The organism is Phreatobacter sp. (assembly GCF_052440005.1).
Classification (GTDB): Bacteria; Pseudomonadota; Alphaproteobacteria; order Rhizobiales; family Phreatobacteraceae; genus Phreatobacter.
Genome location: NZ_JBQVQL010000001.1, coordinates 20,766 through 46,657 on the forward strand (window position 1 = coordinate 20,766; position 25,892 = coordinate 46,657).

24 protein-coding genes are annotated in these 25,892 nt (G+C 68.5%); 12 read left to right on the top strand and 12 right to left on the bottom strand.

Translation table 11 applies throughout. The features are described 5' to 3' along the window. Window positions 1-131: 131 nt before the first annotated feature. Window positions 132-995 carry an outer membrane protein gene (locus ACT6XY_RS00095; protein WP_444746313.1) on the top strand — a complete coding sequence of 288 codons (864 nt, stop codon included), beginning with the start codon at window positions 132-134 and terminating at the stop codon, window positions 993-995. A gap of 78 nt (window positions 996-1,073) precedes the next feature. Here the strand turns inward: ACT6XY_RS00095 and ACT6XY_RS00100 are convergent, their stop codons facing one another. Next, on the bottom strand, window positions 1,074-2,459 hold the full coding sequence (locus ACT6XY_RS00100) for a class II 3-deoxy-7-phosphoheptulonate synthase (protein ID WP_444746314.1): 1,386 nt from the start codon (window positions 2,457-2,459) through the stop codon (window positions 1,074-1,076). Between the two features lie 256 nt (window positions 2,460-2,715). On the opposite strand from ACT6XY_RS00100, the gene ACT6XY_RS00105 reads away from it, so the two are divergent. After that, window positions 2,716-4,209, top strand: coding sequence for a hypothetical protein (locus tag ACT6XY_RS00105; RefSeq protein WP_444746315.1), 1,494 nt, complete (start codon window positions 2,716-2,718; stop codon window positions 4,207-4,209). Between the two features lie 89 nt (window positions 4,210-4,298). Here the strand turns inward: ACT6XY_RS00105 and ACT6XY_RS00110 are convergent, their stop codons facing one another. Continuing rightward, entirely contained in the window at window positions 4,299-5,252 is a 954-nt protein-coding gene (locus tag ACT6XY_RS00110; protein ID WP_444746316.1) for an MBL fold metallo-hydrolase, read from the bottom strand. Window positions 5,253-5,287: 35 nt separating this feature from the next. Further along, the gene (locus ACT6XY_RS00115; RefSeq protein ID WP_444746317.1) at window positions 5,288-6,301 is read right to left on the bottom strand and encodes a fumarylacetoacetate hydrolase family protein; all 1,014 of its coding nucleotides are present in this window, start codon (window positions 6,299-6,301) and stop codon (window positions 5,288-5,290) included. A gap of 236 nt (window positions 6,302-6,537) precedes the next feature. Here ACT6XY_RS00115 and ACT6XY_RS00120 point away from each other — a divergent pair, with 236 nt between their 5' ends. Then, window positions 6,538-7,047 (top strand): MarR family winged helix-turn-helix transcriptional regulator, encoded by a 510-nt coding sequence (locus ACT6XY_RS00120; RefSeq protein WP_444746318.1) that lies wholly within the window; start codon window positions 6,538-6,540, stop codon window positions 7,045-7,047. A gap of 9 nt (window positions 7,048-7,056) precedes the next feature. On the opposite strand, the gene ACT6XY_RS00125 is transcribed toward ACT6XY_RS00120, so the two are convergent. The 3 genes from ACT6XY_RS00125 to ACT6XY_RS00135 are packed head-to-tail and all read right to left on the bottom strand — an operon-like array spanning window position 7,057 to window position 10,027. Continuing rightward, a complete protein-coding gene (locus ACT6XY_RS00125; protein WP_444746319.1) occupies window positions 7,057-7,863 on the bottom strand; it encodes an alpha/beta fold hydrolase in 807 nt (268 codons plus the stop codon). After that, window positions 7,860-9,362, bottom strand: a complete 1,503-nt coding sequence (locus ACT6XY_RS00130) for an acyl-CoA synthetase (protein WP_444746320.1) — start codon at window positions 9,360-9,362, stop codon at window positions 7,860-7,862. The genes ACT6XY_RS00125 and ACT6XY_RS00130 overlap by 4 nt, the downstream gene beginning before the upstream one ends. Before the next feature lie 32 nt (window positions 9,363-9,394). Continuing rightward, window positions 9,395-10,027: a TetR/AcrR family transcriptional regulator gene (locus tag ACT6XY_RS00135; protein WP_444746321.1), complete on the bottom strand. Its 633-nt coding sequence runs from the start codon at window positions 10,025-10,027 to the stop codon at window positions 9,395-9,397. A 149-nt stretch (window positions 10,028-10,176) separates the two neighbouring features. Here ACT6XY_RS00135 and ACT6XY_RS00140 point away from each other — a divergent pair, with 149 nt between their 5' ends. The 9 genes from ACT6XY_RS00140 (at window position 10,177) to ACT6XY_RS00180 (ending at window position 20,633) form a co-directional block, all read left to right on the top strand. Continuing rightward, window positions 10,177-11,388 (top strand): substrate-binding domain-containing protein, encoded by a 1,212-nt coding sequence (locus ACT6XY_RS00140; protein ID WP_444746413.1) that lies wholly within the window; start codon window positions 10,177-10,179, stop codon window positions 11,386-11,388. A 137-nt stretch (window positions 11,389-11,525) separates the two neighbouring features. Further along, window positions 11,526-12,302 carry an ABC transporter ATP-binding protein gene (locus ACT6XY_RS00145; RefSeq protein WP_444746322.1) on the top strand — a complete coding sequence of 259 codons (777 nt, stop codon included), beginning with the start codon at window positions 11,526-11,528 and terminating at the stop codon, window positions 12,300-12,302. Next, window positions 12,295-13,017, top strand: coding sequence for an ABC transporter ATP-binding protein (locus ACT6XY_RS00150; RefSeq protein ID WP_444746323.1), 723 nt, complete (start codon window positions 12,295-12,297; stop codon window positions 13,015-13,017). Before ACT6XY_RS00145 ends, ACT6XY_RS00150 begins: the two co-directional genes overlap by 8 nt. 7 nt (window positions 13,018-13,024) lie before the next feature. Then, a complete protein-coding gene (locus ACT6XY_RS00155) occupies window positions 13,025-14,047 on the top strand; it encodes a branched-chain amino acid ABC transporter permease (protein WP_444746324.1) in 1,023 nt (340 codons plus the stop codon). A 5-nt stretch (window positions 14,048-14,052) separates the two neighbouring features. Continuing rightward, the gene (locus ACT6XY_RS00160) at window positions 14,053-15,114 is read left to right on the top strand and encodes a branched-chain amino acid ABC transporter permease (RefSeq protein WP_444746325.1); all 1,062 of its coding nucleotides are present in this window, start codon (window positions 14,053-14,055) and stop codon (window positions 15,112-15,114) included. Window positions 15,115-15,203: 89 nt separating this feature from the next. After that, window positions 15,204-15,413 carry a CsbD family protein gene (locus ACT6XY_RS00165; protein ID WP_444746326.1) on the top strand — a complete coding sequence of 70 codons (210 nt, stop codon included), beginning with the start codon at window positions 15,204-15,206 and terminating at the stop codon, window positions 15,411-15,413. Window positions 15,414-15,612: 199 nt separating this feature from the next. Beyond that, window positions 15,613-16,215 carry a TetR/AcrR family transcriptional regulator gene (locus tag ACT6XY_RS00170; protein WP_444746327.1) on the top strand — a complete coding sequence of 201 codons (603 nt, stop codon included), beginning with the start codon at window positions 15,613-15,615 and terminating at the stop codon, window positions 16,213-16,215. A gap of 10 nt (window positions 16,216-16,225) precedes the next feature. After that, a complete protein-coding gene (locus ACT6XY_RS00175) occupies window positions 16,226-17,335 on the top strand; it encodes an efflux RND transporter periplasmic adaptor subunit (RefSeq protein ID WP_444746328.1) in 1,110 nt (369 codons plus the stop codon). A gap of 76 nt (window positions 17,336-17,411) precedes the next feature. Beyond that, on the top strand, window positions 17,412-20,633 hold the full coding sequence (locus ACT6XY_RS00180) for an efflux RND transporter permease subunit (protein WP_444746329.1): 3,222 nt from the start codon (window positions 17,412-17,414) through the stop codon (window positions 20,631-20,633). A 25-nt stretch (window positions 20,634-20,658) separates the two neighbouring features. Here the strand turns inward: ACT6XY_RS00180 and ACT6XY_RS00185 are convergent, their stop codons facing one another. The 6 genes from ACT6XY_RS00185 to ACT6XY_RS00210 form a co-directional block, all read right to left on the bottom strand. Further along, entirely contained in the window at window positions 20,659-21,759 is a 1,101-nt protein-coding gene (locus ACT6XY_RS00185) for a calcium:proton antiporter (protein WP_444746330.1), read from the bottom strand. A gap of 110 nt (window positions 21,760-21,869) precedes the next feature. Beyond that, window positions 21,870-22,757, bottom strand: a complete 888-nt coding sequence (locus tag ACT6XY_RS00190; RefSeq protein WP_444746331.1) for a sugar kinase — start codon at window positions 22,755-22,757, stop codon at window positions 21,870-21,872. Window positions 22,758-22,862: 105 nt separating this feature from the next. Next, entirely contained in the window at window positions 22,863-23,201 is a 339-nt protein-coding gene (locus tag ACT6XY_RS00195; protein WP_444746332.1) for a cupin domain-containing protein, read from the bottom strand. Continuing rightward, window positions 23,198-24,034, bottom strand: coding sequence for a 5-dehydro-4-deoxy-D-glucuronate isomerase (kduI, locus tag ACT6XY_RS00200; protein WP_444746333.1), 837 nt, complete (start codon window positions 24,032-24,034; stop codon window positions 23,198-23,200). Before kduI ends, ACT6XY_RS00195 begins: the two co-directional genes overlap by 4 nt. A 21-nt stretch (window positions 24,035-24,055) precedes the next feature. Further along, a complete protein-coding gene (locus ACT6XY_RS00205) occupies window positions 24,056-25,336 on the bottom strand; it encodes a TRAP transporter large permease (RefSeq protein WP_444746334.1) in 1,281 nt (426 codons plus the stop codon). Between the two features lie 17 nt (window positions 25,337-25,353). Continuing rightward, a complete protein-coding gene (locus tag ACT6XY_RS00210) occupies window positions 25,354-25,881 on the bottom strand; it encodes a TRAP transporter small permease (protein ID WP_444746335.1) in 528 nt (175 codons plus the stop codon). Window positions 25,882-25,892 lie beyond the last annotated feature (11 nt).

The following is a 25,892-nucleotide window of genomic DNA, read 5'->3' on the forward strand; positions in this document are numbered from 1 at the left end:
CGGCCGGGGCAGGGGTTTCGATCTGCAACAGGATGCAACCTGTTGCGCTTAACCGGGCAGTAACCTTGATGATTCATGAATGCTCCTATCGAGCCTGGCTTCACGCCGCCGGGGCTCACGAGGAGGCCGGCATGACGGCGCGTTCGAAATTCATCACGGGTGTGGCGGTGCTGACGGCGTCGCTGGCCATGACGGTCGCCGGCCGTGCAGCCGACATGGCGCTGCGCGGATCGCTGCCCGTCCACGAGGATTCCGGCCCGAACTGGACGGGCGTCTATGGCGGTGTCCATGGCGGCATCGGCAGCATGACGGCCGACACCCAGGCCATGGCGCGGCGCGAGGCCGAGCGGCTGCTCAACGGCCTCTACTACCTCAACCCGACGGCGGGCGTTGCCGCTCCGACCTTCATCAACGTCGATCCCGTTCGCGGCACTCCGGTCATGTTCGGCGTCTTCGCCGGCTACCAGGCGCAGTTCGAGGACGCGGTCATCGGCTTCGAGGTCGACTACAACCGCATCGCCCGCGGTGGCGGCGGGTCGCGGACCTGGACCCAGCCCTTCGCGGTCCTCTACGCGCAGACCGGCTTCACCGACGCCTTCTCGCAGAGCACGACGGTGAGGGCCTCGCTGACCGACTATTTCACCGCGCGTCTGCGCGCCGGCTGGGCCTATGGCCGCGTCATGCCCTACATGACCGCCGGCCTCGCCATCGCCCGCGGCAATACGTCCGTTTCCTACCAGGCCGGCTATGAGCGGATCGACACCGACGCTGGCGATGCCGTCGACTGGACGCAGGCCTATGGCGACCTGGTCAATTCGACGCGGGCCTCCAACGGGGTGATCGGCTTCGGCTTCGCCCTGGGCACCGGCGTCGAGGCGCTGATCACCAACAACATCTTCGCCCGCGCCGAATACCAGTACCTGCGCATCCCCTCGCTCGGCGGCGTGCCGGTCACGCTGCACGCGGTCCGCGCCGGCGTCGGCATCAAGTACTGAGGCACACCCGTCTCCAACGAAGAAGGCCCGCCCCGGGAACCGGAGCGGGCCTTTGATCATGGAATGACGCAGATCGGCCTACTCGGCCGCCTCGCGCACGGCGGGGCTGCGGTTCAGCCGCTGGCGCTTCAGCATCTCCGCCACCTTGAAGGACACCTCCAGCGCCTGCTCCGCGTTGAGCCGCGGGTCGCAGTAGGTATGGTAGCGGTCCGACAGGTCGAGGTCGGTGATGGCTGCCCGCCCGCCGGTGCACTCCGTTACGTTCTTGCCGGTCATCTCCAGGTGGATGCCGCCGGCATAGGTGCCCTCGGCCTCGTGAATGGCGAAGAAGCGCTCGATCTCGCCCATGACGAGGTCGAAGGGACGCGTCTTGTAGCCGCTGGCCGCCTTGATCGTGTTGCCGTGCATCGGGTCGCAGGACCAGACGACGGTGCGGCCCTCCTTCTCCACGGCGCGGATCAGGGCGGGCAGGTGCTTCTCGACCTTGTCGGCGCCGAAGCGGCAGATCAGCGTGATGCGGCCGGCCTTGTCCTCGGGGTTCAGCACGTCGATGAGCTTCAGGAGGCCGTCGGCGTCGAGGCTCGGGCCGCACTTGAAGGCGATCGGGTTCTTGATGCCGCGGAAATACTCGACATGGGCATGGTCTGGCTGGCGGGTACGGTCGCCGATCCAGAGCTTGTGGCCGGAGGTGGCATACCAGTCGCCGGAGGTGGAATCGACGCGGGTCAGCGCCTCCTCGTAGCCGAGCAGCAGCGCCTCGTGGCTCGTGTAGAGCTCGGTGGTGCGCATCTCCGGGTGGGCTTCGGGGTCGATGCCGCAGGCCCGCATGAAGTCGAGAGCTTCCTCGATCCGCTCCGCCAGATGCCGGTATTTGTCGTTGGCCGGCGTGTCCTTGACGAAGCCGAGCATCCACTTCATCGCGTTGTCGAGATTGGCATAGCCGCCATAGGCGAAGGCGCGCAGCAGGTTCAGCGTCGCCGCCGACTGCCGGTAGGCCATGGCCTGGCGCATCGGATCCGGCTCGCGCGATTCCGCCGTGAAGGCGATGTCGTTGATGATGTCGCCCCGGTAGGAGGGCAACGTCACGCCGTCGATCGTCTCGGTGTCGGCCGAGCGCGGCTTGGCGAACTGCCCGGCGACGCGGCCGACCTTCACCACCGGCATGCCGCCGGCATAGGTCATCACCACGGCCATCTGCAGGAAAGCGCGGAAGAAGTCGCGGATGTTGTCGGCGCCGTGCTCGCCGAAGCTCTCGGCGCAGTCGCCGCCCTGCAGCAGGAAGGCCTCGCCCTTTGCGACTTTCGCGAGGGCCTTCTTGAGGTTGCGCGCCTCACCCGCAAAAACGAGCGGCGGAAAGCCCGACAGGCGCTTCTCGACCTCCGACAGCGCCGCCTGGTCCTTGTAGACCGGCACCTGCAGGATCGGCTTCGACCGCCAGCTCGACGGGCTCCAACGCTCGCCCATGACACTTCATCCTCTCGGCCACTCGCGCGAAAACCGCTCCGCGCGGAAAAGTGATCCCTCGCCCGGCGGCATGGCCGCGAAAAGGGCAGGGACCGGCGCTTATACACGAGTGGAGGCCCGGCGGCGAGCCGGTCGGACGGGGGCTGCTGCTCCGCACGCGCCGCGGAGCCCGTTTGAGACTGCGCGACCGCCTGGCGCGTTGCTTTGGTGCCCTGCCTGCTGTACCCCGCTCATCGGCCCTGACACGAGGCTCGACATGACATTCTCCCTGCGAAACGCCCTCTTTTCGGCCGTCGCCGCTTCGGCACTGATCCTCGCCATGCCCGTCCGGGCGCAGGCGCCCCACGCTATCGAGGTGAGCGTCGACGAGGCTGCCTGCCTCGCCGCTCCCGTGCCGGCCTGCACGGCCGAACTCGCCCTCAAGGCGGCTTCCGCCGAGCCCGAGGGCTGGGCGGCGACCGCCGCCTTCGAGGCTTTCCTGCAGAGCGATCCGGACCTGGCGGCCCGCGAGCGGTGGATGGCGCGCTACGAGGCCTGGGCGAAGATCGCCACGGTGGACGGCATCAAGGAGCGCATCGTACCGGTGCGTGCCGAGCACCTCGCCCGCAAGGGTGACTTCGCCGGCGCCTATCGCGAGCTCGGCCTCGACCAGCCGCAGCCCTCGGCCCTCTCGGAGCCGTCGATCCTCATCCTCGACGAGGCGCGCGCCGGCCGGATCGCCGACGCGCTGCCGCGCATCGACCGTCTCGTGGAGAGCGACAGCCGCGACGAGTTGCGGCTCGAGATGCTGGAGGTCGCGCTCGCGCGCGAACCGGCCGTCGCCGACACCGTGGCCGGCCAGATCAAGGACCGCTTCTCCCGCCGCATGGCGCAGGCCCTGCAGGCCGGCGCTCGCGGCGACATGGCCATCGCCCGCTCCATCGACGAATGGGCGCGCGGTGCGCGCGCCAACCAGACCGCGCCCTTCGACGATCCGGACACCGCCCGGCGCGACAGCTGGGACATGGTGCTGCGGGGCGCCGTGGCCGGGGGCAATCTCGACGGCTTCCGCAAGGCGCTGGCCGCCCGGCCCGCCTTCAACTCGGCGGCCGACGCGGAATCGGCGAGCCGCATCCTCCGCATCCTGATGCGCGAGGGTCGTGCCGACTGGATCCGCGCTTTCGGACCGGCGCTGAAGCTGCCCGAGGACGAGACCGTCTCGGTGGACGAGGATATCGGCCCGATGCGCACGCTACCCGCCGACAAGCTGGCGGCGGTGGCAGACGCGGCGGAGGCCACGGGAAGGGTGCGCGGCACCATCGTCGACACCGCGGTCGAGATGCTGGTGGCACGGGGCGCGGTCACCGAGGCGCGCGAGGTCTTCGTCCGGCTCGGTCGGATCGACGAGCTCAACCGTGTGACCTTCGACCAGGAGCGCATCGGCGTCGTCTTCGAGACGCTCTGGCGGGCCGTCGTCGGCCGCGGCCCGAAGGAGGCTGTCGACGCCATGGCGGCACGCATCACCTCGGAAGGGGCGAAGGCCTATATCGCCCGGGTGGCGGGGCTGGAGCAGCGCATGCGCGAGATCGCCGCGGGCAACAAGGGCGAGGAGCCGGCGGACGACGAATGGGCGATCATGCTCGACATCGCCGTCGCCTCGGGTGACTCGGCGCTGATGACGAAGGTCGCGGCGGCGATGAAGGATCCGGGCCTGCGCTCCACCGCCTTCGTCCAGGTGACGAAGAACATGTGGGAGCGCGCCGCGCGCTGACCTCCAACCAAGGGCTGGAGCAGGCCAGGTCCGTTACCGTCATGCCCGGACGAGGCCGGGCATGACGCCAGCGACGGCGCTGAACGCCCTTATCCCTGCAGGCTCGCCCACATCTCGCGGTCGCGCTGGTCGGTCCAGATGACCGGCCACTCGATTCCACTGGCCTCGTCGTAGGCGCGGGAGACGTTGAAGGGCAGGCAGTGCTCGTAGATGGCGAAGGACGCGAATTTCGGGTCCATGGCCGTGCGGCAGGCGTCGAAGGCCTGCTTCAGCGTCAGGCCTTTCGCGACGCTGTCGGCGACGGAGCCGTAGAGCGTCGAGAGGAAGTCGCGCGTCAGGCGGATGCCGTCGGCCACCATGGCGGGGGTCGTCAGCGCCGCGCCGCGGCCCGGCACCACGGCCCTCGGCGCCAGCGCCTCGATGGCGTCGAGCGTCTTCGGCCAGTCCCTGAAGTGGGCGTCGCCGCAGTAGCAGGCCGAGTGGTATTCTACGAGGTCGCCGGTGAAGGCGACGGCCGAATCCGGCACCCAGGCGACGGTGTCGCCGGCGGTGTGGCCGCGGCCGAGATGCATCAGCTTCACCTCGCGGCTGCCGAGCCAGATGGTCATCTCCTGCCCGAAGGTGACATCGGGCCAGGTGAGGCCGGGCGGAATGGATTCGGCTCCGGGAAAGAGGCGGGGGAAGCGGCCGATCTCGCTCGCCTTGTCCTGCTCGCCACGTTCGACGATGAGCCCGCGTGTCGCGTCTGAGGCAATGACGGTGGCGCCCTCGTAGGCGGAGGCGCCGAGGACGCGGACCGCGTGGTAGTGCGAGAGCAGAACGTAGCGGATCGGCTTGTCGGTGACCTGGCGCACGCGCGCGATGACGTCCGCGGCCATGGCCGGGGTCGCCTGGGCGTCGACGACCATGCAGCCATCGTCGCCGACGATGATGCCGGAATTGGGATCACCCTCGGCCGTGTAGGCGTAGAGGCCCTCGCCGAGCGCGTCGAAGGACACGGTCTTGGGGCCGAGATCTGCGGTTGATGCGAAGGATATGGACATGAAAAGGCTCCTGCGGAGGGCGCGCGCGGCGCCGCTCAGTCGTGGTGCTTGCGGACGATCTGGTCGATGGCGCCGAAGATCGAATGGCCGCCCGCATCCTTCATCTCGATGCGCACGGCATCGCCGAAGCGCATGAAGGGCGTCTTCGGTGCGCCGTCGCGGATGGTCTCCACCGTGCGCATCTCGGCGATGCAGACATAGCCGAGGCCGCCCTCGGCGATGGGCTTGCCGGGGCCGCCGTCGGCGTCGCGGTTGGAGACGGTGCCGGAACCGACGATGGTTCCTGCGGAGAGGCCGCGCGTCTTCGCCGCGTGCGCGATGAGCGTGCCGAAGTCGAAGGTCATGTCGACGCCCGCCTGGGGCCGGCCGAAGGGCTCGCCGTTGAAATAGGCCAGCAACGGCAGGTTCAGCTTGCCTTCGACCCAGGCCGCCCCAAGCTCGTCGGGGGTGACGGCGACCGGCGAGAAGGCGGTGGAGGGCTTCGACTGAAAGAAGCCGAATCCCTTGGCGAGTTCGGGGGCGATGAGATTCCGGAGGCTGACGTCGTTGGCGATCATGACGAGGCGGATCAGGCCGCGCGCCTCGTGCGGCGTCACGCCCATCGGCACGTCGCCGGTGACGACCGCCACCTCACCCTCGAAATCGATGCCATGGGCCTCGTCAGGCAGGGTGATCGGATCGCGGGGACCGAGGAAGGTATCGGAGCCGCCCTGATACATGAGCGGGTCGGTCCAGAAGGACGGCATCATTTCGGCGCCGCGCGCCTGGCGCACCAGCGCGACGTGGTTCACGTAGGCCGAGCCGTCGGCCCACTGGTAGGCGCGGGGCAAGGGGCTGGCGCAATCGTGCTCGTGGAAGCGGAAGGAGGGCACGGAGCCGAGCTCGAGCTGCTCGGAGAGATCGACGAGGCGGGGATGCAGCCGCTCCCAGTCGTCCAGTGCCGCCTGCAGGGTCGATACAACCGGGAAGGCATCGGTTGCCCGGGTCAGGTCTCTCGAGACGACGACGAGCCGGCCATCGCGGCCGTGCTTGAGGGATGCGAGCTTCATGGCACTTCTTCCCGGAAAATCGGTTCTGTGTCCGGGCTTGCCTGCCCGGTCCGGCATCAAAGCCTGTTGCGGATCGCTTGACCAGCGCCTTGCGACATCCCGCCACCCAAGCGGGTTGTCTTATCTTTGTCGCGTTGCGAAACGGTTCGCCAAGCGATACGCTCCGTCAATGGACTGCAAGCGATTCCTTGTCCAAGGCCTTTTACTGTATTGACGCTCTTCCATAGGGAGCACACATGGACGCCCGTCTAGCGGACAAGTCCTCCATTTCCGATGCCAAGCTCGAGCTGGACTCGTTCCTGCCCTACCGGCTGAACGTCCTCGCCAATGTCGTCAGCCAGGCCCTTTCCGGGATCTATGCCGAGCGCTATGGCCTCGGCATTCCGGAATGGCGCGTCATCGCCACCCTGGGGCAGTTCGGCTCGGCGACGGCGAAGGAGATCGGCGCCCACAGCCACATGCACAAGACGAAGGTGTCGCGCGCCGTGGCCAGCCTGACGCGGCGGCGTCTGGTCCAGCGCCGCATCAACCGCCAGGACCTGCGCGAGGCCTTCCTGTCGCTGACGCGTGAGGGACAGCTGATCTACGGCGACCTCGTGCCGGTGGCCCAGCGCTTCGCCGCCGACCTCAGCGAGGGGTTCACCCCGCACGAACGCGACCAGCTCGATCGCCTTCTGACCCGGCTCACCGAGCGGAGCCGGCGCATGCTGGACGCGGAGGACGTGCCCCAGCCGGTCTGCGACTGAGGCGCGACGTCACAGGCTGCGGGCGAAGCCGGCGACGGCGGCATTGAAGGCCGCCGGGTTCTCCAGGTGCGGGGCATGGCCGGCGGCCGCGATCGTCACCGAGCTTCCGTGCGGCGCGGTCTGCGCGAGCCAGCCGGCGACCGCCGGGCGGTAGAGCAGGCTCTCGGCCCCGGCGACGGCGAGAAGCGGGACGGGCAGCTTCGCAACGGTGTCCCGGTGGTCGGCCCTCACCAGCGAGCGCCACAGCGCGGCCATGACGGCAGGGTCGCCCGCAGCGATCGCTGCGGTCGCAGCGGCGACCCGGGGCGATATCTCCTCCCCGGCTGCGAACATGGCGCGCGCGATCTTCGGTGCGTAGAGCGGCCAGTTGCCCTCCATGCGGTCCGCCGCCTGCAGTGCGGCGCCGAGGTCCTGTCCGCCGGCGAGGCCGTGCGGCCAGTCCGGCGCGTTGGCGACTTTCGGGCTCATGTCGACGATCACGAGGCCGGCGATGCCGTGCGCGCCGCGGCGGGCGAGGTGGTCGAGGGCGACGGTGGCGCCCATAGACCAGCCGACGAGGATCGCGCCGTCGAGAGCCGTCTGCGCCAGCAGGTCGCCCAGCGCATCGGCGAGGCCCGCCATGCTCGCCGGCGTCGCTCCGAGCGCTCGGTGGCCGTGGCCGGGCTGGTCGGGCGCCAGCACGCGGAAGCCTTCGCGGGCGAGGCCCTCCTGCCCGGCGAAGAAGGTGCGGTCCACCGACCAGCCGTGGAGGAAGACGAGGGGGCGCCCTGTGCCGATGTCGGTGAGCGTCGCGCCGGGCGGTGACGGCCGGGTCATCCCCGGTCCCCGGTGACGAGCGTCCGCAGGACGTGCTTCTGGATCTTGCCCGCCGCAGTGCGCGGGAAATCCTCGACGAGGGTGATGTGGCGGGGAACCTTATAGCCGGCGAGTCGCGCGCGCGCATGGGCCCGAATCTCCTCCACCGTCGCCGCCGCACCCGGGCGCAGCAGGATCACGGCATGGCCGACCTCCCCCCAGACGGGATCGGCGACGCCGAGAACGGCGGCCTCCAGCACGGCGGGATGGGCGTGGAGCACGATCTCCACCTCGGCCGGATAGACGTTCTCCCCGCCCGAGATGAACATGTCCTTGATGCGGTCGACGACGTAGTAGTACCCGTCCGCGTCCTGCCGGCCGACGTCCCCCGAGCGCAGCCAGCCGCCGGGTGCAAAGGCCCTCGCCGTTGCCTCGGGCTGGTTGAAGTAGCCCGGGGTGATGCCTGGGCCGCGGAACAGCAGTTCGCCCGCCTCGCCGGGCGCCACGTCCTCGTCGCGGAAGTCGACGATGCGCACCTCGGCGAGGATCTGCGGCTTGCCGACCGAACCGATCTTCACCGCGGCATGAGCCGGGTCCATCAGGAAGAGGGTCGGGCCCGTCTCGGTCATCCCCATGCCGTTGCAGACGGTGACCCCGCGGGCGGCGAAGGCGCGTAGCATGGGTTCCGAGATCGGGGCGCCGCCGCAGCCCCAGTGGCGGACGGACGAGAGATCCGCCGTCGCGAAGGCGGGATGAAGGCTCAGCGCCTGATAGACGGCGGGAACGCCGAAGAAGAGCGAAAGCCTGCCGCGACCGATGAGGTCGAAGACGGCGCCGGGCTCGAACTTCGGGATGATGCGCGAGGTGCCGCCGGCGATGAAGAGAGGCAGGGCGTGCAGGTTGATGCCGGCGGTGTGGAACAGGGGCAGGTAGTTCAGGGTGTCGTCGCCGGCGCCCATTCCGGTGGCCTGCTGGATGTTGACGGCATTGGCGAGGCACATGCCCGGTGTCTGGATCACCGCCTTTGGCCGGCCCGTCGTCCCGGAGGTGTAGAGGAGGTACCAGATACGGTCCGTCTCCCAGGGAGGCGGTGTGCCGGGAACGGGGTCCACCGCTGAACGCCCCTCCTCGTAGCCGGCGAAGGAGAGGATCGGCACCAGCCCTTGCAGTTCCGCCGCCAAAGGCGCCGTCGCCTCGTCCGCCAGCAGGAGACGCGCGCCGCAGTCGGCGAGGATGGGGCGGAGCTCGGCGGGGGTCAGGCGCCAGTTGAGCGGCACGAGGACAAGCCCGGCCCTGGCGCAGGCGAAGAGGAGTTCGAAGAAGGTCGTGCCGTTGTGGCAGAGCACGGCGACGCGGTCGCCGGCCTCGAGGCCGCGCACGGAAAGGAACGCGGCACCCCGCCCGACGCACTCGTCCATCTCCGCGAAGGTCACCGATCGACCGGAGGCCACCTCCTCGAAGGCGACGGCGCCGGGGGAGAGCTCGGCGCGGCGGCGGCAGAGATCGGGGATCGTCTTCATCGGTGACCTCGCGCGGCGGGCTGGCGGCGGTGTCAGGCCTCGGCGCGCCTCGCGGCGCGCGGGCCGATGCCGTGGGCGACGAAATCGTAGGCCGCTTCCGCCGCCGCATCGAGTGGTCGGTCCTGGTCATAGATGGCGTAGCGCCGGCCGACCATGTCGGTGACGCCCATGAGGGCCCAGGCCCGCACCTCGGCGTGGCCCGGTGCGATCTCGCCGCGGGCTTCGGCCTCCTCGAGCCCCACCCGATAGCCGGCGGCGAATTCCTCGTAGTAGGCGCGGTGGATGGCGGGATCGACGAACTGGGATTCGGCGACGACCCGGTAGAGGTTGGGGTTGTCGCGGACGAACTGCAGGAAGGCGCGGATGCCCAGCCGCTCGGCCTGCATCCGGTCGCCCGCGCCGGCCGTGGCGAGGGTCAGGTGATGGCGAAGGCGCCGGCCCATACGCAGGACCAGTTCCCGCAGCACCTCCTCCTTGGAGCGGAAGTAGAGGTAGAACGTGCCTTGCGCGACGGCGGCCTCTGCCGTGATCGTGGCGATGGAGGCATCGGAAAAACCGCGGGCGCCGATCTCGCGTTCGGCGGCGTCGAGGATCTTCTGGCGCGTGCGCTCGCCGCGCTGGGTCTTGGGCGCCGGCAGGGGCCCTGCCGGATGGAGGTTGCTCATGGCCTGTCCGTGGCGTTTTCCCGTCATCGGCCCGTCGCCACCCGGCTTCAGACCGCTTCCCGCTTGACGCGTTTGTGGGACGAAGCTAGCGTCACATGAAACATGACTCAAGTGTCAGTTTTAGAATATGGATCAGGGAGGATCCCATGCTGAGGAAAACGCTGGCGGTGGCCGCCGCCTCGCTCGCAATGGCCGTGACGTCCTTCGCCGGCAGCGCCGCCGCGCAGACGCGGGACGTGAAGATCTGCCTCATCGCCGGCCGCACCGGCCCGCTGGAAGCCTATGCGAAGCAGACCGAGGTCGGCTTCATGATGGGGCTCGAATATCTGACCCGCGGCACCAACACGGTCGCCGGCATGCGCATCCAGGTCCTCGTCAAGGATGACCAGCTGCGCCCCGATCGCGGCAAGGCGTTGCTGGAGGAGTGCTACAACGACGACGGCGCGGCGCTCGCCGTCGGCACGACCGGCTCGCCGGTTGCGCTCGCCATGCTGCCCGTCGCGGAAGAGGCCAAGAAGATCCTCATCGTCGAGCCGGCGGTGGCGGACTCGATCACCGGCCCGCGCTGGAACCGCTACATCTTCCGCACGGGGCGTTCGTCCTACCAGGACGCGCTGGCGGCCGCCGCCTCGATCCCCGAGAACGAGGACGTTTTCATCGGCATGATGGGCCTCGACACCGCCTTCGGGCGTGACGGCGTCGCGGCCTACAAGGCGGCGCTCGCCGCCATCCGGCCGCGCGCCCGCATCGTCGCGGAGGAGTTCGCCGCCGGCAACACCGCCGACTTCACCCCCTTCGCCGAGCGCCTGTTCGCCGCGCTGAAGGACCGGCCCGGCAAGCGCATCATCGGCTTCATCTGGGCCGGCGCGCATCCGATGGCGAAGTTCGTCGACATGAAGCCGGAGCGCTTCAACATCGCCCTCGCTCCCGGCGGCAACATCCTTCCCGCCATGAACGCCTGGAAGGCCTTCGCCGGCACCGAGGGCGGCATCTACTACTACTACGACTTCCCCCGGAACCCGCTGAACGACTGGCTGAAGGCCGAGTACCAGAAGCGCCACAACGCGCCGCCTGACTTCTTCGTGGCGGGCGGTTTTGCCGCGGCGGCCGCGGTGGTGGCCGCTCTCGAGAAGGCCGGCTCGACCGATACCGAGAAGCTGATCGCCGCCATGGAGGGCATGACCTTCCAGACGCCGAAGGGACCGATGACCTTCCGCGCCGAGGATCACCAGGCGCTGCAGGAGATGTATCACTTCCGCATCCGCCCCAACGGCCGCGACAACGACATGCTCGACCTGGTGCGGACCATCCCCGCCTCCGAGATGCCGCTGCCGATCACCAACGGCCGGCGCACCAACTGACGCGAACAGGGCCGCGGCCGGGGACATCTCCGGCCGCGCCCTCCTTCGATGCCCGCGCGTGGCGCTATCGGGCGCACTCTCATCGTGCCGCGCCGATCGGTTGATTTCTCTCGCCCGCCAACAAAGCCACATCGCTCATGCCGCCCGTTCTCGAAACCCGCGACCTGACCATCCGCTTCGGCGGCCACGTCGCCGTCGACGGCGTGTCCTGCGCCTTCCATGCAGGGACGCTGACCGCCATCGTCGGGCCGAACGGGGCCGGAAAGACCACCTATTTCAACCTGATGTCCGGCCAGCTGGTCGCGACATCCGGCCAGACGCTGCTCGACGGCGAGGACATCTCCGCCCTCGGCGCCGCCGGGCGGGCGCAGCGCGGCATCGGCCGGGCCTTCCAGATCACCAATCTCTTTCCCAACCTGACAGTGGGGGAGAACGTGCGCCTCGCCGCGCAGGCGCGCGGGCGCGCGAAGGCGAGCCTTCTCTCCCTGTGGTCGAGCCACCGCGACTGGATCGCCAAGGCGGACCACTATCTCGAGGAGGTGAACCTCTCCGGCGTGCGCGACACGCTCGCCGCCGCCCTGCCGCACGGCGACAAGCGCAAGCTGGAGGTGGCGATCATGATGGCGCTGGAGCCGCAGGTCTTCATGTTCGACGAGCCGACGGCCGGCATGAGCGTGGACGAGGTGCCCGTCATCCTCGACCTCATCCGCAAGCTGAAGGCGGACGGCAGCAAGACCATCCTCCTGGTGGAGCACAAGATGGACGTCGTCCGCTCCCTCGCCGACCGCATCGTGGTGCTGCACAACGGCCGGCTGGTCGCCGACGGCGAGCCGGCCGCGGTGATCGCCTCGCCGGTGGTCCAGGAGGCCTATCTCGGCCAGGCGCCGAAGGCGGCGGAGGCGACCCATGGCTGAGCCGCTGCTGACCCTCGAGGGCGTCCACACCCATATTGGCCAGTACCACATCCTCCAGGGCGTCGATCTCGTCCTGCCGAAGGGCGGCATGACCGTGCTGCTCGGGCGCAACGGCGCCGGCAAGACGACGACCCTGCGCACCATCATGGGCCTGTGGAAGCCGTCACGCGGCACGGTGACCTTCGAGGGCCGTCCCATCGGCGGCCTTCCCACCCCCGACATCGCGCAGGCCGGCATCGCCTATGTGCCGGAGACCATGGCGGTCTTCGCCGACCTGACGGTGGCGGAGAACATGGTGCTGGCGGCGCGCTCCGGGCCCGTCGATCCGGCGCGGCTCGACTGGATCTTCGGCCTGTTCCCGGCGCTGAAGAAGTTCTGGCAGTTCCCCGCCGGCGTCCTCTCCGGCGGGCAGAAGCAGATGCTGGCCATCGCCCGCGCCATCGCCGAGCCGCGCACCCTGATCCTCATCGACGAGCCGACCAAGGGCATCGCGCCCGCCATCATCGAGGCGATGATCACGGCCTTCGCCGAACTGAAGCGCGAGACCACGATCCTGCTGGTGGAGCAGAACTTCCGCTTCGCCGCGAGCCTCGGCGACCACGTGGCGGTGATGGACGACGGACGCATCGTCCATCGCGGCGCCATGGCCGATCTTGCCCGCGACGAGGCCCTGCAGCAGCGGCTGCTGGGGCTCTCCCTCGACACGCATCAGTGAGGCCTCCATGACCGCTGCACCTGCCCCGGCCTCCCCGTCCGACTCGCTTCCCACCATCCGGCACGATTATCTGCCGATCCTGCTGCCGGTGGCGCTCTCCGCCCTGGCGCTGCCCTTCGTCGGCAATCCCACGACCTGGGTGACGCTGACCGTGGCGGCGCTCGCCATGGGCATGATGATCTTCGTCATCGCCTCGGGCCTCACCCTCGTCTTCGGGCTGATGGACGTGCTGAACTTCGGCCACGGCGCCTTCATCGCTGTGGGCGCCTACATCGCCCTTTCCGTCCTGGCGCTGCTGTCGGGCTGGGTGCAGGCGGATTCGCTGGCCTGGAACCTCATGGCACTGGGGCTCGCCGTCACCGTGGCGATGATCGGCACCGGCCTCCTCGGCCTCGCCTTCGAGCGGGTGATCGTCCGGCCGGTCTACGGCCAGCACCTCAAGCAGATCCTCATCACCATGGGCGGGCTCATCGTCGCCGAGCAGCTCATCCACGTGATCTGGGGCGGCGACCAGAAGGCCATGGCGCTGCCGGCGGCGCTCCGCGGCGCAGTGGTCATCGGGGAGGTCGCCATCGAGCGCTTCCGCATCCTCACGGTGGCGGTGGGCCTCGTCGTCTTCACGGCCATGCTGCTCGTGCTCAACCGCACCCGCATCGGGCTGCTCATCCGGGCCGGGGTCGAGAACGCGGAGATGGTCGAGGCGCTCGGCTATCGCATCCGCCGGCTCTTCATCGGCGTCTTCGCGGTGGGGTCGGCGCTCGCCGGCCTCGGCGGGGTGCTCTGGGCCCTCTACCGGGAGACGCTCACCGCGGCGATCGGCGGCGACGTGATGGTGCTGGTCTTCATCGTCATCATCATCGGCGGGCTCGGCTCGGTGGGCGGCTGCTTCATCGGCGCCATTCTGGTGGCGATGATGGCCAACTACACCGCCTTTCTGCTGCCGAAGGTGGCGCTCGCCTCCAACATCCTCCTGATGGTGGCGATCCTGATGTGGCGGCCGCAGGGCCTCTATCCCGTGGCGAAGAGGTGAGGGCGATGCTGAACACGCTCCTGTCCGGCGACTATCCGCGCAGCCGCATCCTCACCGGCGTCCTCCTCGCCATCGTGCTCGGCCTCGCCTTCGCGCCCTTCCTCTTCTCCGGGGCGGCCGCCATCAATACCGCGGCGAAGGTCTGCATCTTCATCGTCCTGGTGGCGAGCTACGATCTGCTGCTCGGCTATACCGGGATCGTCTCCTTCGCCCACACCATGTTTTTCGGCATCGGCGGCTACGGCGTCGGCCTCGGCCTCTACGCCTTCGGGGCGAGCTGGGGCGTCCTCGCGCTCGGCATCCTCATCGCCCTTCTGGTCGGCGTGGTGCTCGCCTTCCTCATCGGGCTCCTGTCGCTGCGCGTGCGGGCGATCTTCTACGCCATGATCACGCTCGCGGTGGCCTCCGCCTTCCTCATCCTCGCCACCCAGTTCTCCGAGTATACGGGCGGCGAGGACGGCCGCTCCTTCTCGGTGCCGCAGGTGCTGCGACCGGGCTACCGCCTCCTTGAGCAGCCGCTGTTCGGCACTGTGATCAACGGCCGCGTGCTCGCCTACTACCTCGTCTTCGCCATGGCGGTGACGCTGTTCCTGCTGGCCCTCAGGGTGGTCAACTCGCCCTTCGGCCGGGTGCTCCAGGCGATCCGTGAAAACGACATGCGCGCCGAGGCGCTCGGCTATCGCGTCGTCTACTATCGAACCGTCGCCAATTGCCTCGCCGCCGGCATGGCCGTCCTCGCCGGCGCCATGAGCGCGATCTGGCTGCGCTACACCGGGCCCGACACGACGCTCTCCTTCGCGATCATGCTGGACATCCTGCTGATGGTGGTCATCGGCGGCATGGGAACGCTCTACGGTGCCGTGGTGGGCGCGACGCTGTTCATCGTGGCGCAGAACTACCTGCAGAAGCTGATGGGCACCGCCTCCGCCGCGACCGAGGGTCTGCCGCTGCTGCCGAAGCTTCTGCATCCCGACCGCTGGCTGCTGCTGCTCGGAATCCTCTTCGTGCTCAGCGTCTATTTCTTCCCGACGGGCATCGTCGGCCGGCTGCGCGGCAAGTCGGGCTGACCCGTCGCAACACGGTCCACAACGGGCCGGGAACCAGAGGCCGCCACACGGGTTTTCCGGGCATCGCATTCCCGAGGAGGACCGCGGCGATGAACTGGGATCGTGTCGAAGGCAACTGGAAGCAGCTCAAGGGCAACATCAAGGAGCAGTGGGGCAAGCTGACCGACGACGACCTCGACGTCATCGCCGGCCGCCGCGACCAGCTCGAGGGCAAGCTCCAGGAGCGCTACGGCTACGCCAAGGACCAGGCGAGCAGCGAGATCGATACCTGGTACAACGGCCGCAACTGGCTGCCCTGATCCTCACAGACCGAGAAGTAGGCCTCTGGTCCACGCCTCGTGGCAGGAGCGTCCAAGCCCGTCAGGCTCGCCTGGCGGGCTTTCTCCATTCACGACGACCGTCTGTTAAGCGACCGGTCCTATGACACCACAAAGGCCTTGACGCACGCCTGATAAGTGATAAATATCCAAAATCATCAGTCGTAATTCAAAAGGTATCATGACAAGCCGGGCCCGCTTCACCGCTGACGAGACGCGCGAGCGCATCCTCGCTGTCGCCGAGGAGCATTTCCGGCGCGTCGGTTACGCCAAGACGGCGATTGCGGACCTCGCCAGCGAGCTCGGCATGAGCCCGGCGAACGTCTATCGGTTCTTCCCCTCGAAATCGGCCATCTGCGAAGAGATCGCGCGGCGGCTGCTGGATACCTGCCACGAGTCGCTGCGGGAGATCGCGGGGGAGCGCAGCATCCCCGCCGAGGAGCGTCTCGCCCGCATGGCCATGACGCTGCACCAGTTCAACAAGGCCCAGTTCTTCGACGAGCGGCGGCTCTACGACATGGTCGAGGCCGCGATGACCGAGAACTGGCACGTGGTCAAAGCCCATCTCGAGGCGCTCGTGGTCCTCTTCTCGGAGGTGATCCGCGACGGCATGGCCGCCGGCGCCTTCGTCGTCCGGGATCCGGTTGAGGCCGCACTCTCCTTCAAGCAGTGCCACGCCAGCGTTTTCCACCCGACCCTGATCGCCCATTGCGCGCTCGACAACGACCTCGACGAACAGACGAGTCGCCTGACGCAGTTCGCCATCCGCGCCCTGAAAGCCTGAGGACCACGTCATGTCCATCGCTACCGGCTCTCGCCTCCTCCCCGCCCTGGCCTGCGGTGTGATCGCCCTGGCGCTCGCCGCCTGCACCGACGGCAATGCCCGCACCGACGCCAAGCCTCAGGAGGCAGCCCCGCGCGCCGTCCGCGCCGAGACGGTGGAGTTCAAGCCGCGGGTGCGGGAGCGCAGCTTCGTCGGCACGGTGCGGCCGCGCATCGAGAGCGACCTCAGCTTCCGGGTGAACGGCAAGGTGTCGGAGCGCCTGGTCCAGCAGGGCCAGCGTGTTGTGTCGGGCCAGCCGCTCGCCCGGCTCGACGCGACCGACCTCAACCTCCAGATGCAGCAGTCGGTGGCCGAACTCCAGGCGGCGGAGGTGAACCTCGCCGCGTCGGTCGCCCAGGACAAGCGGACCCAGGACCTGCGCGCCGCCGGCTGGGCGACCCAGGCCACCCTCGACACCCAGCTCGCCAAGACCGCCGACGCCCGCAGCCGCGTCGACCGCGCCAAGCGCGCCCTCGACCTCGCCGCCAACCAGCTCGCCTATGCGACGCTGGTCGCCGACAGCGACGGCATCGTGACCGCCACCCTGGTCGAGCCCGGCCAGGTGGTGCTGTCGGGCACGGCCATCGTGCGGCTCGCCCGCTCCGGCGAGCGCGAGGCGGTGGTGGCCATTCCCGAGGCTCTGATGGAAGACGTGCGGCGGTCCACCTCCGCCCGGGTCTCCCTGTGGTCGAACGCTGAGAAGACCTACTCCGCCACCCTGCGCGAACTCGCCGCTTCGGCCGATGTCGCAACCCGGACCTTCCAGGCCCGATACACCATCCAGGACGCCGACGACGGCGTGGTCATCGGTATGACCGCGACCGTCACGGCTGGCGAGCCCGCGTCCGCCCGCGTGGCTCGCCTCCCCATCTCCGCGCTCTACTCCGAAGGGCGCGGCACCTCGGTCTTCGTCGTCGAGGAGGCCTCCGGCAAGCTGACGCTGAAGCCGGTGACCGTCGCCGGCTACGACGGCCGCGACGTGCTCATCTCCGACGGCATTACCGACGGCGAGAAGGTCGTGACGCTCGGCGTGCACAAGCTCGATGCGAGCCAGCGCGTGCGCATCGTCGACGGCCGCTGAGCCCTCAACCGAATACGACGGTCCGCCCGGCCCGACGGAAACCTTCGACCCGACCCTCCGAGCGGAGTGACCACCCATGTCCGCCCACGACAGCCATGACGCGACCCTGACCAGCGGAAACTGGTCGCACTGGGCGGTTACGCACCGGTCCCTCGTCCTCTTCGCGATCCTCGTCGTCATCGCGAGCGGCGTGATCTCCTACATGCGGCTCGGGCAGGCGGAGGATCCCTCCTTCACCATCAAGGTGGTGACGATCACCATCGCCTGGCCGGGCGCCACCGCCCGGGAGATGCAGGACCAGGTGGCCGAGCGGATCGAGAAGAAGCTGCAGGAACTGCCCTATTTCGACAAGGCGCAGACCTACACGAAGCCCGGCTTCTCGGCGATCCAGATGACCTTCCGGGACAACACGCCGCCCCGCGACGTGGCGCAGCTCTTCTACCAGGTGCGCAAGAAGCTGGACGACCTGAAGTCCGACCTGCCGAGCGGCGTGATCGGGCCCGCCGTCAACGACGAGTTCGGCGACGTCGACTCGGTGCTCTACACCCTGACCGGCGACGGCGCCTCCTATGCGGACCTCAAGGCCATCGCCGAGCGGCTGAAAAGCCACATGCTGCGGGTGCCCAACGTCACCAAGGTCAACATCTACGGCGCCCAGGACGAGCGCATCTTCGTCGAGTTCAGCCATGCCAAGCTGGCGACGCTTGGCGTGTCCGTCTCCACCATCTTCGACAGCCTGCAGAAGCAGAATGCCGTGACGCCCGCCGGCACGATCGATACCGGCTCGGCCCGCATACCGCTGCGCGTCACCGGCGCCCTCGACGGGGTGGAGGCGGTGGCCGCCATTCCCGTCGACGTCAACGGCCGCATCTTCCGGCTTGGGGACATCGCCACGATCTCGCGCGGTTTCGTCGATCCGCCCACCTACCTGATCCGGCAGGAAGGCCAGCAGGCGCTGCTCGTCGGCGTCGTCATGCAGAAGGGCGCCAACATCACGGCCCTCGGCGAGGAACTGGACAGGGCCCGCGAGTCGTTCCGCGCCCAGCTTCCGGTGGGCATCGAGATGGGCCAGATCGCCGATCAGCCGCACGTGGTGCGCGAGGCGGTGTCCGAGTTCAAGACCTCCTTCGTGGAGGCGCTGGCCATCGTGCTCTTCGTCTCCTTCGTCTCCCTCGGCCTGCGGACCGGCATCATCGTCGCTCTGTCCGTGCCGCTGGTGCTCGCGGTCGTCTTCACGATCATGTACCTGTTCGGCATCGACCTGCACCGCATCTCTCTCGGGGCGCTGATCATCGCGCTCGGCCTCCTGGTCGACGACGCCATCATCGCGGTCGAGATGATGGTGGTGAAGATGGAGCAGGGCTGGGACCGCATCTCGGCCGCGGCCTACGCCTGGACCTCCACGGCCTTCCCGATGCTGACGGGCACCCTCGTCACCGCCATCGGCTTCCTCCCCGTCGGGCTCGCCAATTCCTCGACCGGTGAATATGCCGGCTCGATCTTCTGGGTCGTCGGTCTGGCGCTGATCGTCTCGTGGTTCGTGGCCGTGCTGTTCACGCCCTATCTCGGCTACGTGATGCTGCCGGATTTCCGGGCCCTGGAAGAGCGCAAGTACCAGCGCGCCGTGAAGCGGGCGGAAAAGCGCGGAAAGCCGATCCCGCCGAAGCCGGACCACACCGACGCGCACGCGCTCTACAACACGCCGACCTACCAGATGCTGCGCCGTGTCGTGCGCTGGTCGATCGACCACAAGTTCGTGGTGGTCCTCGCCACCGTCGCGATCTTCGCCGGCTCGCTCGTCGCCTTCACCCGCGTGCAGCAGCAGTTCTTCCCGATTTCCGGGCGCCTGGAGCTTTTCTTCGAGATGCGCCAGCCGCAGGGCTCGTCGATTTCCGCGTCGCTGGACACCGCCAAGCGGGCCGAGGCCCTGCTCAAGGGCGACGATGACATCCGCACCTATACGACCTATGTCGGCCAGGGCAGCCCGCGCTTCTGGCTCGGCCTCAACCCGCAGCTGCCGGACGAGTCCTTCTCGCAGATCGTCATCCAGGCGAAGACCCTCGAGGGCCGCGAGCGAGTCAAGGCGCGCCTGGAGAAGGCGGTGGCGGAGGGCGCCCTGTCGGAAGCCCGCGTGCGCGTCGACCGCTTCAGCTTCGGCCCGCCGGTCGGCTTTCCGGTCCAGTTCCGTGTCGTCGGCAGCGAGACGCAGGCTGTCCGCGACCTCGCCGTCAAGGTGCGCGAGATCATGCGCGCCAATCCCAGCACCCGCGATCCGCATCTCGACTGGAACGAGCAGTCGCCGTCCGTCAGGCTCGTGGTGGATCAGGACCGCGCCCGCTCGCTGGGCCTCAACGTGCAGGACGTCGCCCAGACACTGCAGACGCTTCTCACCGGCGTGACCGTCACGACCATGCGCGACCGCACGGAGAAGGTCGAGATCGTTGCCCGTGCCGTACCGAACGAACGCGTCGATCTCGGCCGTATCGGCGATCTCACCATCATCGCCCGGGGCGGCGTGCCGGTGCCGCTCGCCCAGGTCGCCCGCATGGAATACAATCAGGAGGATCCGATCCTCTGGCGGCGGAATCGCGAGCTGTCGATCACGGTCAGGGCCGACGTCGCCGACGGTGTCCAGCCGGCGGTGGTGTCCGGCCAGATCGAGGAGGCGCTCAAGGACCTCAAGGCCTCGCTGCCGCCCGGCCTGCGCATCGAGGTGGGCGGCTCGGTGGAGGAATCGAGCAAGGCCAACGCCTCGCTCGCCGCGCTCTTCCCCGTCATGGCGCTCGGCATGCTGACCGTGCTGATGATCCAGCTCCAGTCCTTCTCGCGGCTGCTGCTGGTCTTCTGCACGGCGCCGCTCGGGCTGATCGGTGCCTCGCTCGGCCTCAACCTGCTCAACGCACCCTTCGGCTTCGTCGCCCTGCTCGGGCTGATCGCGCTGGCCGGCATGATCATGCGCAACACGGTCATCCTGGTGCAGCAGATCGACGAGAACAGGGAGGAGGGCCTTTCGCTCTACGACGCCATCGTCGAGGCGACCGTCCACCGCTCGCGCCCGGTGGTCCTCACCGCCATGGCGGCGATCCTCGCCATGGTCCCGCTGGCGCGCTCGCTGTTCTGGGGCCCGATGGCGATCACCATCGGCGGCGGCCTCTTCGCCGCGACGCTCCTGACCATCCTGTTCCTGCCGGCGCTCTATGCCCTCTGGTTCCGCGTGCGGAAGCCCGAGCCCAAGGCCGAGGGCGCCGCCGACGTCAACACGCCGCCCGCGGGGGCCCTTCCGCTCGCCGCGGAGTGACCGCGGCGGGCCTGGTCTCGCTCTGTCAGGGCGCGAAGATCAGGAAGACGTAGGTCGCGAAGAGAACGAGGTGCACGAGGCCGGCCAGGATGTTCGTGCGCCCGCCGCCGAAGGTCACGATGCTGACGCCGAAGGTGAGGACCAGCAGGACGACGTGGCTGCTGTCGAGCCCGAGGCTCAGGGGCTGGGAGAGGACGATCGCCACGGCGCCGACCGCGGGGATGGTCAGTCCGATCGTCGCAAGCGAGGAGCCGAGGGCGAGGTTGATGCTCTTCTGCAGCTGATTGCGGCGCGCCGCGCGCAGGGCCGCAAGGCTTTCCGGCAGCAGGACCATCATGGCCACCAGCAGGCCGATCACGGCGATCGGCGCGCCGACCGCCGCGACGCCGATCTTTACCGTCTCGGCGAAGTGCTTGGCGAGCAGCACCACGCTCACGAGGGCCGCAACGAGCAGCACGACGCTCGTCGCAACGTCCCTGTTCGAAGGCATGTGGGCGTTCTCGTCCGGCGTCGACAGGCCGTCGTCGGACAGGAAATAGTCCCGGTGGCGCACGGTCTGCACGTAGAGGAACATGCCGTAGAGCACGACGGTTATGGCGGCGATGAAGGCGAGCTGGACGATCGCGTAGGCGCCGCCCGGCGCGCTGGTCGTGTAGTTCGGCAGGATGAGCGTGAGCGTCGCCAGCGGCATGAGCACGACGAGGTAGGCGCGCGCACCGGAGATGTGGAAGCCCTGCTCGCCGTGACGCAGGCCGCCGAGGACGATGCAGAGGCCGACCAAGCCGTTGCACACCACCATGATCACGCCGAGGATCGTGTCGCGGGCCAGGGTCGGCGAGCCGTCGCCTGCGAGCATGATCGAGATGATCAGCGAGACCTCGATCACCATGACCGCGATGGTCAGCACCAGCGTCCCAAAGGGCTCGCCGGTGCGGTGGGCGACGACGTCGGCATGGTGGACCGCGGCGAATACGGCAGCGCCGAGGATTGCGAATTCGACGATGGGCCAGACGGTCGCAGAGGCGGGAATTGCCTTCACGACACCGGGGACGGCTGTGGCCAGAATAGCGACCGCGAGGGCGACGAGGGGCGTGGCGAAGGCGGTCGGGTGGCGTCTGGCCGGCATGCATCCTGTCCATGTGCTGGGGTGAACCGGCTCAGGTCCGCCGCCGGCCATCAGCAACGCACCAGGACAGGAAGCGATACAATCGCCGGCATGCGGCGTGTCGCCGCTGTTCAGTCACCCGCCGCCTGGCGCATCGCGGCAATGTCCGCGAGCGAGGGCAGGCTCGCCTCGTTGCCGAGGTGCTGGACGGAGTGGGCCGAGGCCGCCCGCGCGAAGCGGAAGTGCTCCTCCCAGTCGCCTTCGGGGTTGGTGAGATAGGCGTAGCAGTAGGCGCCGTGGAAGATGTCACCGGCGCCATTGGTGTCGACCACTTTGGCGCGCGGCACCTTCAGCGCGGCCATCTCGCGCTTCTCGCCCTTCGCGTCGATCCAGACGACGCCACGCTCGCCCAGGGTCACGGCGCCAATGCGGCAGCCTCGGGCGTTGAGATAGGTCAGCATCTCCGTCGGGGTCAGCTCCATCTGCTCGCAGAGCCGTTCCGCCACCACGGCGACATCGATGAACTCGAGGAGCTCGTGGGTGTTGGAGCGCAGGCCCCCGCCGTCCAGCGAGGTCAGGATGCCCTTCTCGCGGCAGGCCTTCGCATAGGCGATGGCCGCATCGGGCTGGTGCCCGTCGAGATGCAGCACCCGACAGCCGTCGAGATGGAGCGTCGGAAAGGGATGCAGATAGGCGTCGTCGCGGGCGCGGAGGATCGCGCGCTTGCCGTTGTTGGGAATGACGAAGGAAAGCGAGGAGCGCTTCACCGGCCGGGGATGGAGGTTGACCTCGTAGCGGGCGGCCATGTCGGAGAACATGCGGCCGAGCCAGTCGTTGGCGTGGGAGGTGAGGAGGTCCGGCTTCACCCCGAGCTTGGCGCAGGCGAAGGCGGCGGTGACGGCGTTGCCGCCGAAGGAGACCGAATAGTCCTTCGCGACGACCTTGTCGTCGCCGGTGGGAATGGTGTCCGCCAGAAGCGTGACGTCGATGTAGGTCTGTCCGATGAAGAGTGCATCCATGCCCGATGGTCCCAAGGCTTTCCGGCCGATCTGTGGTCGGGGACCAACCCGGTCGACCCCGCACCTGGTTCCATGCGCGGGGGGCAGGCGGGGATGCGCGAGGGCCTAGAGAAAATCCTCGCGCAGGGGCGTGAAGGTGTCGACGAGCTCTCCCGCCTCCAGCGCGACGACGGAATGGACGACGTCGGTGGGCACGATGAAGCTGTCGCCGGCGGAGAGGGTCGCGGTGCGCTCGCCGATCGTCACCGCGAAACGGCCGTGCGCGACCAGCGTGCACTGGATGTGCGGGTGGCGGTGCGGCGCCCCGACGGCGCCCTTCTCGAAGACGACGCGCACCATCATGACGCTCTCGTCATAGGTGAGGATCTTGCGCTTCAAGCCGCCGCCGAGATCGGTCCAGGGCGCCTCGCCGTCGGTGAGGAAGATGTCGGTGCCGCGGCTCATCGCAGCGCCCCCATCGGCACCATGTCCATGTCGGTGAAATCCTGGTTGTCACCGCCCATGGCCCAGATGAAGGAATAGGCGGAGGTGCCGCAGCCCGAATGGATCGACCAGGGGGGCGAGATGATTGCCTGCTCGTTCCCGACAACGAGATGACGGGTCTCCTCCGGTTCGCCCATGAGATGGAGGACGCGCGCGTCGGTGCCGAGCCCGAAATAGAGATAGGCCTCGCAGCGCCGGTCGTGGACGTGGCTCGGCATGGTGTTCCAGACATTGCCCGGCTTCAGCGTGGTCAGGCCCATGACGAGCTGGCAGGACTCGACCCGGCCGGGAATGATGTACTGGCGCAGCGTGCGGGTGTTGGCCTGTTCCTGGCTGCCGAGTTCGAGAGCGTTGGCGTCGGCCTCACGCACCAGGACCGTGGCGTGGCGGGCATGGGCCGGCGTCGAGAACAGGTAGAACTTGGCCGGGTTCTGCGGATCGTCGGAATGGAAGGCCACGTCGACCGTCCCCATCCCGACATAGAGCATGTCCCTGAGGTTCACCTGGAAGGCCTTGCCGTCGCAGATGACCCGGCCGGGCCCGCCGATGTTGCAGATGCCGAGTTCGCGCCGGGCGAGGAAGGTCGCCTGTCCCAGCGCCTTGTGGGTCTCCAGCGCGAGGGGCCCGTTCACCGGCATGGCACCGCCGACGACGATGCGGTCGACGTGGCTGTAGGTGAGCTCCACGGCATCGGGGCGGAACAGGTCCTCCACGAGAAAATGGGCGCGGAGCGCGGTGGTGTCGTACTGCCTCGCGGCTTGCGGATGCGAGGCCTGGCGGACGGCGATGGGCATGGCGAACCTTTCGGCGGACGGTCAGCGGAAGAGGGCGGGGAGCCAGAGCGAGAAGGCGGGCACGTAGGTGATCAGCAGCAGCACCGCGACCGAGGCGCCGTAGAAGGGCCAGATGGTCTTCATGCTCTCGCCGATCGACACCTTGCCGATGGCGCAGGCGACGAACTGCACCGAGCCTACCGGCGGCGTGTTGAGGCCGATGCCGGCGTTGAGGATGAGGATGACGCCGAAATGGATGGGGTCGACGCCGAAGGCCTTCACCACCGGCAGCAGGATGGGCGTGAGGATGATGATCATCGGCGCCATGTCCATGAAGGTGCCGAGGAAGAGGAGGATGACGTTGATCAGCAGCAGCATCATCACGGGGTCGTCGGTGATGCTCTTCATGAAGGCGACGGTCTGGGCCGGCACCTGCAGGAAGGCCATGAGCCAGCCGAAGGCCGCCGCCGTGCCGATGACGAGGAGGACCATGGCGGTGGTGCGCACGGCGCCGAGCGTCGCCTCGACGAAGTCGGTCCAGCTCAGCTGGCGATAGACGAGGGCCGTGACGAAGAGGGCATAGACCACGGCGACGCAGGAGCTCTCGGTGGCGGTGAAGACGCCGGAGCGAACGCCGCCGAAGATGATGGCGATGAGGACGAGGCCGGGCGCGGCCACGACCAGGGCCCGCGTCACCATCAGCCAGCCGGGGAAGGTTCCCGTCGGATAGCCGCGCCGGCGCGCCACCACGTAGGCGGCGATCATGAGCGCGCCCGCGAGCATCAGGCCGGGCACGATCCCGGCGGTGAAGAGGTCGGCGATGGACAGGTTCCCGCCCGCCGCCAGCGAGTAGATGATCATGTTGTGCGAGGGCGGGATCAGCAGCGCGATGATCGCCGCATTGGCCGTGACGTTGACGGCGTAGTCGGCGTCGTAGCCGCGCTTCACCATCTGCGGGATCATCAGGCCGCCGACCGCCGAGGCGTCCGCCACGGCCGACCCGGAAATTCCGCCGAACATGGTTGAGGTGAGCACGTTCACCTGGCCGAGGCCGCCGCGCAGGTGGCCGACGAGGGAGGCGGCGAAGGCGATCAGGCGTTCGGCGATGCCGCCGCGGATCATCAGGTCGCCGGAATAGATGAAGAAGGGGATCGCCATCATCGCGAAGGCGTTCATGCCGGAATTCATCTGCTGGAAGACGACGACCGGGGGCACGTCCATCCAGAGGACGGTCGCGAGCGATGCGACGCCGAGGCAGAAGGCGATCGGCATGCCGATGAGAAGCAGCAGCGCGAAGGTGCCGAAGAGAATGGCGAGTTCCATGGGATGCGTGCTTCCGCTCAGATCTCTTCGGGGCCGTGGGCGATGGGCGCGGCGGTCTCGTCGGTTCCCGTGATCACCATCAGCAGGCGTTCCGCCGAGAACAGCGTGATCAGGGCGCCGCCCACCGCGATGGGGACGTAATCCCAACCCTGGCTGATGCCGATCATCGGCGTCATGGCGCTCCAGGTGCCGGCGGCGAGCTGGGTTCCGTAGCCGAGCATGGCGAGTCCGAAGGCGATGAGTAGCACCTCGGTGATGATCTTCAGCACGAAGCGCAGCGGCGGCGGCGAGGCTGCGAGCCCGATCTCGAAGCCGATATGCCCCCGCTCGCGCACGCCCGTGGCCGCACCCAGCAGGATGAACCAGCTCATCAGGAGGAGAACTGCCGGCTCGGTCCAGGTCGGCGTGTCGTTGAGAACGTAGCGGCCGAAGATGCTCCAGAAGACCAGAACCGTCATGGCGACGAGGCCGACGCCGGCGACGAGCAGCGCGGCGCGGCTGAGGATGGCCGTGAGAGGCCGCAGGCTTGCGGTGAAGGCATGCATCGGGGAAGGCT

Bases quoted from the DNA above. Each gene is read 5' to 3' on its own strand.
- ACT6XY_RS00095 (WP_444746313.1), top strand. From the start codon at position 132: ATGACGGCGCGTTCGAAATTCATCACGGGTGTGGCGGTGCTGACGGCG.
- ACT6XY_RS00100 (WP_444746314.1), bottom strand. From the start codon at position 2,459: ATGGGCGAGCGTTGGAGCCCGTCGAGCTGGCGGTCGAAGCCGATCCTG.
- ACT6XY_RS00105 (WP_444746315.1), top strand. From the start codon at position 2,716: ATGACATTCTCCCTGCGAAACGCCCTCTTTTCGGCCGTCGCCGCTTCG.
- ACT6XY_RS00110 (WP_444746316.1), bottom strand. From the start codon at position 5,252: ATGTCCATATCCTTCGCATCAACCGCAGATCTCGGCCCCAAGACCGTG.
- ACT6XY_RS00115 (WP_444746317.1), bottom strand. From the start codon at position 6,301: ATGAAGCTCGCATCCCTCAAGCACGGCCGCGATGGCCGGCTCGTCGTC.
- ACT6XY_RS00120 (WP_444746318.1), top strand. From the start codon at position 6,538: ATGGACGCCCGTCTAGCGGACAAGTCCTCCATTTCCGATGCCAAGCTC.
- ACT6XY_RS00125 (WP_444746319.1), bottom strand. From the start codon at position 7,863: ATGACCCGGCCGTCACCGCCCGGCGCGACGCTCACCGACATCGGCACA.
- ACT6XY_RS00130 (WP_444746320.1), bottom strand. From the start codon at position 9,362: ATGAAGACGATCCCCGATCTCTGCCGCCGCCGCGCCGAGCTCTCCCCC.
- ACT6XY_RS00135 (WP_444746321.1), bottom strand. From the start codon at position 10,027: ATGAGCAACCTCCATCCGGCAGGGCCCCTGCCGGCGCCCAAGACCCAG.
- ACT6XY_RS00145 (WP_444746322.1), top strand. From the start codon at position 11,526: ATGCCGCCCGTTCTCGAAACCCGCGACCTGACCATCCGCTTCGGCGGC.
- ACT6XY_RS00150 (WP_444746323.1), top strand. From the start codon at position 12,295: ATGGCTGAGCCGCTGCTGACCCTCGAGGGCGTCCACACCCATATTGGC.
- ACT6XY_RS00155 (WP_444746324.1), top strand. From the start codon at position 13,025: ATGACCGCTGCACCTGCCCCGGCCTCCCCGTCCGACTCGCTTCCCACC.
- ACT6XY_RS00160 (WP_444746325.1), top strand. From the start codon at position 14,053: ATGCTGAACACGCTCCTGTCCGGCGACTATCCGCGCAGCCGCATCCTC.
- ACT6XY_RS00165 (WP_444746326.1), top strand. From the start codon at position 15,204: ATGAACTGGGATCGTGTCGAAGGCAACTGGAAGCAGCTCAAGGGCAAC.
- ACT6XY_RS00170 (WP_444746327.1), top strand. From the start codon at position 15,613: ATGACAAGCCGGGCCCGCTTCACCGCTGACGAGACGCGCGAGCGCATC.
- ACT6XY_RS00175 (WP_444746328.1), top strand. From the start codon at position 16,226: ATGTCCATCGCTACCGGCTCTCGCCTCCTCCCCGCCCTGGCCTGCGGT.
- ACT6XY_RS00180 (WP_444746329.1), top strand. From the start codon at position 17,412: ATGTCCGCCCACGACAGCCATGACGCGACCCTGACCAGCGGAAACTGG.
- ACT6XY_RS00185 (WP_444746330.1), bottom strand. From the start codon at position 21,759: ATGCCGGCCAGACGCCACCCGACCGCCTTCGCCACGCCCCTCGTCGCC.
- ACT6XY_RS00190 (WP_444746331.1), bottom strand. From the start codon at position 22,757: ATGGATGCACTCTTCATCGGACAGACCTACATCGACGTCACGCTTCTG.
- ACT6XY_RS00195 (WP_444746332.1), bottom strand. From the start codon at position 23,201: ATGAGCCGCGGCACCGACATCTTCCTCACCGACGGCGAGGCGCCCTGG.
- kduI (WP_444746333.1), bottom strand. From the start codon at position 24,034: ATGCCCATCGCCGTCCGCCAGGCCTCGCATCCGCAAGCCGCGAGGCAG.
- ACT6XY_RS00205 (WP_444746334.1), bottom strand. From the start codon at position 25,336: ATGGAACTCGCCATTCTCTTCGGCACCTTCGCGCTGCTGCTTCTCATC.
- ACT6XY_RS00210 (WP_444746335.1), bottom strand. From the start codon at position 25,881: ATGCATGCCTTCACCGCAAGCCTGCGGCCTCTCACGGCCATCCTCAGC.